Origin of the sequence: Parabacteroides sp. AM58-2XD (assembly GCF_003463685.1) — a bacterium.
Classification (GTDB): Bacteria; Bacteroidota; Bacteroidia; order Bacteroidales; family Tannerellaceae; genus Parabacteroides; species Parabacteroides segnis.
On record NZ_QSDP01000162.1, the window covers coordinates 1 to 8,570 of the forward strand.

At 48.1% G+C, this 8,570-nt stretch carries 2 protein-coding genes and 2 pseudogenes; 2 read left to right on the plus strand and 2 right to left on the minus strand.

Annotated elements, in window-relative coordinates:
- Nucleotides 1-351 precede the first annotated feature (351 nt).
- Both DXA15_RS23700 and DXA15_RS23705 read left to right on the plus strand, forming a co-directional pair.
- Nucleotides 352-3,447 (plus strand): annotated as a pseudogene (locus tag DXA15_RS23700) (SusC/RagA family TonB-linked outer membrane protein).
- A 34-nt stretch (nt 3,448-3,481) separates the two neighbouring features.
- Nucleotides 3,482-5,088, plus strand: a pseudogene (locus DXA15_RS23705) (RagB/SusD family nutrient uptake outer membrane protein).
- Nucleotides 5,089-5,361: 273 nt separating this feature from the next.
- Here the strand turns inward: DXA15_RS23705 and DXA15_RS23715 are convergent.
- Both DXA15_RS23715 and DXA15_RS23720 read right to left on the minus strand, forming a co-directional pair.
- Nucleotides 5,362-6,042 carry an ABC transporter ATP-binding protein gene (locus DXA15_RS23715; RefSeq protein ID WP_007653611.1) on the minus strand — a complete coding sequence of 227 codons (681 nt, stop codon included), beginning with the start codon at nt 6,040-6,042 and terminating at the stop codon, nt 5,362-5,364.
- 49 nt (nt 6,043-6,091) lie between these two features.
- Complete coding sequence (locus DXA15_RS23720; RefSeq protein ID WP_128135680.1) at nt 6,092-8,434, minus strand: FtsX-like permease family protein; 2,343 nt, start codon at nt 8,432-8,434, stop codon at nt 6,092-6,094.
- Nucleotides 8,435-8,570: the final 136 nt, after the last annotated feature.

An 8,570-nucleotide genomic window follows, 5' to 3' on the forward strand; every position in this document is an offset into this window, starting at 1 on the left:
CCGACCCTGCAAATGTAATATTTAATTTTATAATAAAGCATTAAATTGTATAGATTATTCAATAATAGTCAAGTCATTGGAGATCGTTTAATAATAATAACGTTTAAACTAAAGTTAATCCATTAAAAAGATAGATGGTCGTCCCTTTAGAGTTAATATGTTGAAATCATGCTGTTTGTGAAATAAGAAAAGCCATAGTTCTGTAAGAACTGTGGTTTCATAGAAATAAGATTTTTACAGAAGGAGTAAATGTTAATACCATGAATGAGGTGAATCTATAAGTAAAGTGAGTTAATCTCCTTAAATCTTATTAATAAAGTTACTAGTATTATTAAACAAAAAGCAATTGTTATGTTGAAAATCGTAAGACCAGTCAGCCTTTTGTTGTTGTCAGCCACATTGTGCTCCGGAGGGACAGCACATGCTTCCGACAGTACGACAACACCTAAAGTTGACATTTCTCAGCAACAAAAGAGTTTAAAAGGAACAGTTAACGACGATTTCGGCCCTGTTGCCGGTGCCTCTGTTGTCGTAAAAGGAACAACGAACGGTACTGTTACCGACATGGATGGTAACTTCGTACTGGATGTAAAAGCCGGGGATGTGATCCAGATCTCTTTCATCGGCTATCTGACACAGGAAATCAAATACACAGGACAATCGACTCTTAAAGTTACTCTGGCTGAAGATACGCAAAAGCTGGACGAAGTCGTGGTGGTAGGATACGGAACCCAGCAGAAAGCCAACCTGTCCGGAGCCGTAGCCTCTGTGGCAAGCGAAGAACTGACAAGCCGACCGATCTCGAATGTATCCTCCGGTTTGCAGGGATTGATGCCGGGTGTAACGATCACAGCCGGTGAAGGTCGTCCCGGTGAGGATGGAAGTAATATCCGTATCCGTGGTGTCGGGACGTTGAATAATGCATCCCCTTATATCCTGATCGACGGGATCGAGAGCGGTTCGATGGACAGTATCGACCCTAACGACATCGAAAGTATCTCTGTCCTGAAGGATGCCTCCTCTGCCGCCATCTACGGTTCGAAAGCCTCCAACGGAGTTATTCTGATAACGACCAAACGCGGTAAGACCGGTGCTCCGCGTATTACTTACAACGGATATATTGGTGTGTCAAGTCCGACTGCTGTAATAGACCGCGTCAGTTCGGCCGAATATGCGATGTTGTATAACCGGATCGACGATGATAACGGACAGCCTCACCGCTACAGTGATGAAGACATCCGCCTGTTTCAGGATGGCTCCGACCCGTACGGACATCCGAACACAGACTGGAATGATGCCGCTTACCAAACCGGTGTATTGCATAAACACAATGTAAATATCAGCGGAGGGACCGAGAATACGAAATATATGGCTTCTGTCGGTTATCTGGGACAAACCGGTATTCTTCCCAATTCGGAACGTAAACAATTCAACGGCCGTACGAACCTGGATATGAATATCACGAAGAAACTGACGGTTCGTTTGAATATGTCATATATAAAGAACGACTATAAAGACCCCAACTCCAATTACGGCGGCGGTTGGTCCGACCAGATTATCCGCCAGCTGAATATTCTGAGCCCGATGATTCCGGTTTATAATGAGGATGGAACATATGGTGCAACAAATGACGGTAACCCTATCGCCTGGCTGGATTCCGGACAGACTGTGGACAAATACAACCAGAATTTTACCGGTTCTCTTGCAGTTGACTACCAGATCATAGACGGACTGAAGGCTACAGTGTCCGGTTCGTATGTAAATGACGACCAGCACTTCAAGGCATTTGTTATGAAATTGGATACCGACCCGGCACAGGCCAGTCGTCCGAACAGCCTGGAAGAACGTTTCACCAACTGGTCACGTTACAATTTCGATGCTTTGCTGAACTATGACAAGACATTCGGTAATCACGGTTTGAAAGTGATGTTGGGATATCATGCCGAGAAATATGATGTGCGTTACAACAAGGAATACCGCGAAAACTTCCCGAATAACGAACTGGATGATATGAATGCCGGTGCTACAGCCACCCAAACCAACGAAGGTTTTACCCGCAAACTGAATATGCTTTCTTATTTCGGCCGTGTAAACTACGACTATGCCGGCAAATACCTGCTGGAAGCAAACTTCCGTTCGGATGCTTCTTCCCGTTTCGCCCCCGGACACCGTTGGGGATATTTCCCTTCCTTCTCCGCAGCATGGCGTATCAGCGAAGAGAGCTTCATGGAAAATACGAGAGGCTGGTTGAATAGCCTGAAACTTCGCGGATCATGGGGTATGCTGGGTAACCAGGATGCTTTGAGCGACGGGACACCGACAGGCGGTGACTTTTATCCTTGGTTGAATACGTATAACCTGGGTGCCAACTATCCTTTCGGAAGTGCGTTGACGACCGGTTATTATCAGAGTAATTATAAAATAGAAGACCTTTCGTGGGAAAAGTCAACCACATGGGGCATCGGGATAGATGCAATGATCAATAATAAGATCAGTTTTACTTTCGATTACTACGATCGCAAGACAACCGATATCATCATGGAAGTTCCGGTACCGACGGAATTTGCGCTGGGTGCTTATAAAGATAATGTAGGTGCCATGCGTAACCGAGGTGTCGAAATGCAGTTGGGCTACAGTAACTAATGGGGTGACTGGAAGTTCGGCGTTGTCGGAAACTTTGCCTATAACAAGAATAAGATAGAAAACCTGGGAGGTGTTAACCGTATGTCTGACAGCGACTTCATGCGTCAGGTCGGTTCTCCTATCAATTCCTGGTTCGTGTACAGAACAGACGGTTTCTTCCAGTCGGACGAAGAGGCACAAGCCTGGATGGATAAATATGCCGGTCAGGACGGATATCCGTTCGGCCTGAAATTTAAAGGGGGCGACCTGAAGTATGTCGATACCAACAATGACGGTAAGATCACTGCCGAAGACCGTGAACTCTATAAGACAAAAGATCCGGTGATGACATTCGGCCTGAACCTGAACGGTGCTTATAAGAACTTCGACCTGACGCTTAACTTTACCGGTGCGGCAAACGTCGGTTTCGCTTATACCAAAGAAGCCTTCGGTGAATTTTCCGGCAGTGCCGGCCACCCTTCAACAGCCTGGCTGGACTCATGGACGCCCGAAAATAAAGGAGCAAGTATGCCCCGTGTGGCAGAAGCCCGTAAGTCACCGAGTGAAGCATCCGTTGTCATGTCTGACTTCTGGATCATGAATACGAGCTATCTGCGTCTGAAGACTGCACAGTTAGGCTACACCTTCCCGAAAAGCCTGATAGAAAAAGCCGGTATTCAAAGCCTGAGGATTTATTATTCGGCAGAGAACCTGCTGACATTCGATTCTATGCCGTTGAATGTAGACCCGGAGACGGTCAGCACCCGTTTGTCAAGCTATCCTTTGTCTACTACCCATTCATTCGGAGTAAATGTTACGTTCTAAACTATTAATGACTATCTAATATAAGTTGAATTTTATGAAACGATTATCAATATATTTAATGGCCGGAGCAGCGTTTTTATCTACGTCCTGCTCGGACTTTCTGGATACGGCTCCACATGATGCATTGTCTCCTTCCACCACCTGGAAGACCGAAACGGATGCTGAAAGTTTCGTGGTGGGATGTTATAACGGTCTGTGGGATCCGACCGCCATTCTCTATCTCGATTGTGGTTCAGATATTGCTTACAACAACTTCCCGTGGGAAGGTTGGCGCCCTTGGGGTGACGGTTCTTTGTCAAGCTCTAACCCCGGCAGTTCATTTTATAGCTTCACGACTATCCGCCGTTGCAATACCGTGCTGGATAATATCGACAATGTAACATTCAAGTCGGAAGCAACGAAGAATGACCTGATAGCACAGGCGAAAGCGATTCGTGCTTATAAATACTTCCAGATGAACTGGTGGTATGGCGGTGTGCCTATCATCGGCTCTTATCAGTCAGCCGAAGAAGCCAGGTACCCCGTAATACCGAAGAAGAAGTTCGTCAGCAGATAGCCAAAGACCTGGAAGATGCTTTGACGGGTATTAATACGACACCGGCTGCCCGCGGACGCATCGGCAAAGGCGGTGTACTGGCAATAAAAATGCGTGAGGCATTGTATTATGGAGAATGGCAGAAGGCTAAAGAGGCTGCCCAGGCCATCATCGACCTGAAGCAGTATGAACTGGAACCCGATTATTCCAATTTGTTCAAGCTCACTGGCACAGATTCGAAAGAGGTGATCATTGCCGACCAGCGTATCCCTAATACATTCGGTTTGGGAGTGATCGGCCAGATGTATAATAATGTAGACGGCGGTTGGTCCTCTATCGTCCCCACTCAGAACCTGGTGGATATGTATGAAATGACAGACGGTAAAACGAAGGAAGAGTCGACCCTGTATGATGCGACCCATCCGTTTGCCAACCGCGATCCCCGTATGGCGATGAGTATTCTTTATCCGGGACAGGACTGGAGAGGTTCGGTGCTGAACACGCTGGATAAAACGCTGGCAGATAAGTCGGATAATAAGAACTATCCTACCTACACCGATAATGCTTCGAAATCCAGTCTGACCTGGGCGAAATATCTGGACCCCATCGACCAGTATCCCAATATGTGGAGTACCGGAACTTGTGTGATCGTGTTCCGGTATGCCGAAGTTTTGTTGTCGTATGCCGAAGCGGAGAATGAATTGAACGGTCCTTCCGCCCAGGTATATGATTATCTGGATCAGATCCGTACCCGTGCCGGCATGCCTGTTGTGGACAGAGCCAGATACAGCACGAAAGAAACATTGCGTGAGTTGATTCGTCGTGAGCGCTGCATTGAATTGGCGGGTGAAGGTCTGCGTCGTGCAGATATTCTGCGTTGGAAAGATGCCGCAGGAAAGATGTTGGCCGAAACATTATTGAACGGTCCGTTGTACCGTATCGTCGGTACTATCGATTACAACGAGACAGATCCTTATAAACGTGCCGTTGTAACAGGTAAGGACCTGATTGAAAACCGTGAGTTTGCTGCCAAGAACCGTTATCTGCCGATCCCGCAGGACAGCATGGATAAGAATCCGAACCTGAAACAGAATTCCGGTTACTAACGTATCATTATGTTGAAACTACCGGAACGAATCTTCCGGTAATACATTGGTTAAAGTTAGGGGTTAATGTGGAAGGCTGTCGGATATGAATCCCGCAGCCTTCGTTTTTGACTCCCCCGGCAGGCGACGGGAGTCAACTTTATATACATAAGATTTAATGGATCGTAAAGCCACCGTCTACAAGTAAAGTTCTTCCGGCTTTTGAATATCCGCCATTATAACGGTTGCACCCTCACGGGCAAATGCTTCGGCACAAGCAAGTCCAATCCTGATTCAAAGTATTCCATCCAACTCATTGACAATTTGTCCGTCGAAAAGATTGATGATATAGTCGGCGTATGTGGCATCGTGCTGCGAGTGTGTCACCATGACGATAGTCGTTCCTTCGGCATTCAACTGGCTGAGCAATTTCATTATTTCGAGACTGTTCTTAGAGTCGAGGTTGCCGGTCGGCTCGTCGGCCAAAATCAATTTAGGTTTGCCTACCACGGCGCGGGCGATGGCTACTCGTTGCTGTTGGCCTCCGGATAGTTGTTGCGGGTAATGTTTGGCGCGTTGGCTGAGGCGCACTTTGCGCAGGATGTCAAGTACCTGCTGCTTGCGTTCGGCTTTGGGTACGCCAAGGTATTTCAGTTGGAGGTCTATGTTTTCTTCCACCGTCAGCTCGTCGATAAGGTTAAAACTCTGGAAGACGAACCCGATACGTCCTTTGCGGTAACGGGTTCGGTCTTTCTCTTTCAAGTGTCCCATTTCTTCCCCATCCAACAGGTAGCTGCCTTCGTCCGGGTTGTCCAGCAGGCCGAGAATATGCAGCAAGGTCGATTTGCCGCATCCGCTTGGACCCATGATGGCGACGAACTCGCCCTTTTTCACTTCCATGCTTACGCCGTTGAGTGCGATGGTTTCTATTTCTTCCGTTCGGAAGCTTTTGCTGAGATTCTTTATTTTAATCATGACTTGTTTCGTTTTTTATAATGATGTTATCTGTTATATACTGTTGTATTTATTCCATCCGGATGCTTTTGATAGGGTTACGGCGGGCGACTTTCAAAGTTTGGCTGATGATTGACACGAAAGCGATAATTATGGTTGCCAAAACAGCCGCGGCTATGAGATGCCACGGGAAGGCGATGCGGTTATAGAATGACTCCAAACTGATTTGAACCGCTTTCAAACTGATGGGTAGGGCGAAGCAGGCGGCAAGCAACGAGAGCGTCATGAACTGTTTGGAAAGTTCCCATACCGCACCGCTTGTTTCGGCTCCCATCACTTTGCACAAGGCAATCCGCTTGCTTTGCTGTTCGGTGTAGCTTATCGACATGGCCAACAGTCCCATGGCAGAGATGAGGATGGAGATGGCCATGAAGCATAGGACGAGCATCACGATGTTCTTCTCGTGTGTCAAATCTTTGTCCAGATAATCATCGATATAATCGGTCTCCAGGTCTTTCGGCATCCCGATCACCTCTTTGGACACTTCCCGACAGGTATGGCGGATGGCGGCCAGGGCTTCCGACCGGTCACCTCGGGTCCGGATTACCTGGTTGATCACATAGCCTTGCGGGTCCATCACCCTGACCGCTCCGTGCGAATCGGGTGTCGGAGTGCTTAACGCCATGAGTGAACGGTAATCACGGATAACTCCACAGACGTTATATCGGTAGCCGCCCTCGTCGCCGTTCTTCCCGAAATGGGGGTTGTCGGCCGAAAGGTTGTAACGGCGGCAGGTCTCTTCCGTTACCCAAACCATGCCGGGTAGCGGGTCTGACCAGCGTTCTGCTACTTCGAAGCCCAACATCCGGAATGCTGTGCTGTCCACATCCGATAGGTGGAGCCATGACATTCCCTCTTCGTCCGGCTGGCGTACGCCATCGTGGCCGCTGACGAAAGGTAGTTTCCGTGCCAACGCCACTTCTGCCACCTGGGGCAATGCCTGCAAACGTTTCTGGAGGATGGCTTGTTTGTCGTAGGTCGCTCCTAAATCCCAGGCCCGTACAAAGACCAGATCGGTATTATAACCGGTCGGTAGGGTAGCAAGGTAGTGTATTTGGACGGCCATTGTCAGCCCCAACGCAATGAGGAACGTGCTGATCACGTTCTGCACGATGATGAACAGGCGGCTGAATAGTTGCTTGTTCTGCAAGCGGAAGTTCCCCTTTACAATATCTATCGGGCTGTATTTACGGATGATGAGAGCCGGTAGTAATCCTGATATGCCGGTGATTCCGGCCAACAACAACAGGGCGTAGGCGACCGTTGCGGGAGAAAGCGATATGGCGATTTGGGTAGAGAGCAAGTATTCGAAATAGGGTTTGGCAATGACGGCAATGAGGCATCCGCCGATGAAGCACCCGGTTGTGAAGATTGCCGACTCGGCGAGATAGCGCAACACGATTTGCCCGGCAGAATCGCCCATCAATCGTCGAGTCGCCATCTCATGTGCCCGCTTGCCGGTTTGCGACACGGTCAGGTTGATGTAGTTGAAGACGGCCGAAAGGAGCAAGATTATCGCGATGGCCAATAAGATTTGAACCTGTTTCCGTGTCCCGTTGCGGAAAGGAGTGTTATGGTTCATGGGTGAAAAGTATATTTCGTCCATGCGTGTGAGTGATGAACCCCACGCAAAGGAGTTCGTGCTGTTGTCTTCTTTCCAATAATCCCAATAACTTTTATAACTGTCGAGCAGTTTTCGGGTGACGTTGGCGGGTGTTGCCCCCTCCGCTAACGTGACGAACGTTTGGGTCTGACCGAAGTTATCCATCCAGGCATAAGTCTTTTCCTCCAATTTGATAGAGACCAGGAGGTCGACCGGTTTCAACAGTTCTGTCGGATCGAAGGCCGGGAGAATCCCGATAACCCGTAGTGGTGTCTGGTTTAGGTACATGATTGTGCGTCCGATAGGATTTTCATTACCGAATACTTTACGGGCGAATGGTTCGGAGATGACGGCCTCGTCTGTTCCGCTTAGCGCCTTGTCGCGGTTGCATCCGATGAGCGAATAGCCCAGCATCCGGAAGAAGTTGGAATCGACGGCAAGGCTGTTTGCCTGGTAGTAGTTGTTGTCTATGGTCAAGTCCGTCAACTCGCTGTTGATGAAGCGTGTCCATTCTTTTATTTCCGGAATGGAAGGGAATAATTCCGGGGCGGTACCGACTGTCATACCGATGTCATTGCCGTAGCCGATGGCATACAATTGCTGGGAGTATGGCTGTTTGTTACCGATATTGAATTCGGTTTTAGCATATAGTGTTAAAAGGAGGACGACTCCCAATGCGATGGCCAGTCCGAAGAACTGGATGGCCGTGTAGAGCTTGTTGCGGCTGAGAAAAGTGAAGTACGATTTCATCTTTGTTCATTGTTTTGTTTGTTGCAACACTAGTGTCCCGTTAAAATCGGGACGAGTTATTAATTAATCAAATAATCCCGGAATAAGGGGATTAAATTGTTCTTTGACATCATTGAAATTAGTCTTATTAAACAGC

Excerpts from the sequence above, each read along its gene's own strand:
- DXA15_RS23720 (WP_128135680.1), bottom strand. The coding sequence starts at position 8,434 with ATGAAATCGTACTTCACTTTTCTCAGCCGCAACAAGCTCTACACGGCC.
- DXA15_RS23715 (WP_007653611.1), bottom strand. The coding sequence starts at position 6,042 with ATGATTAAAATAAAGAATCTCAGCAAAAGCTTCCGAACGGAAGAAATA.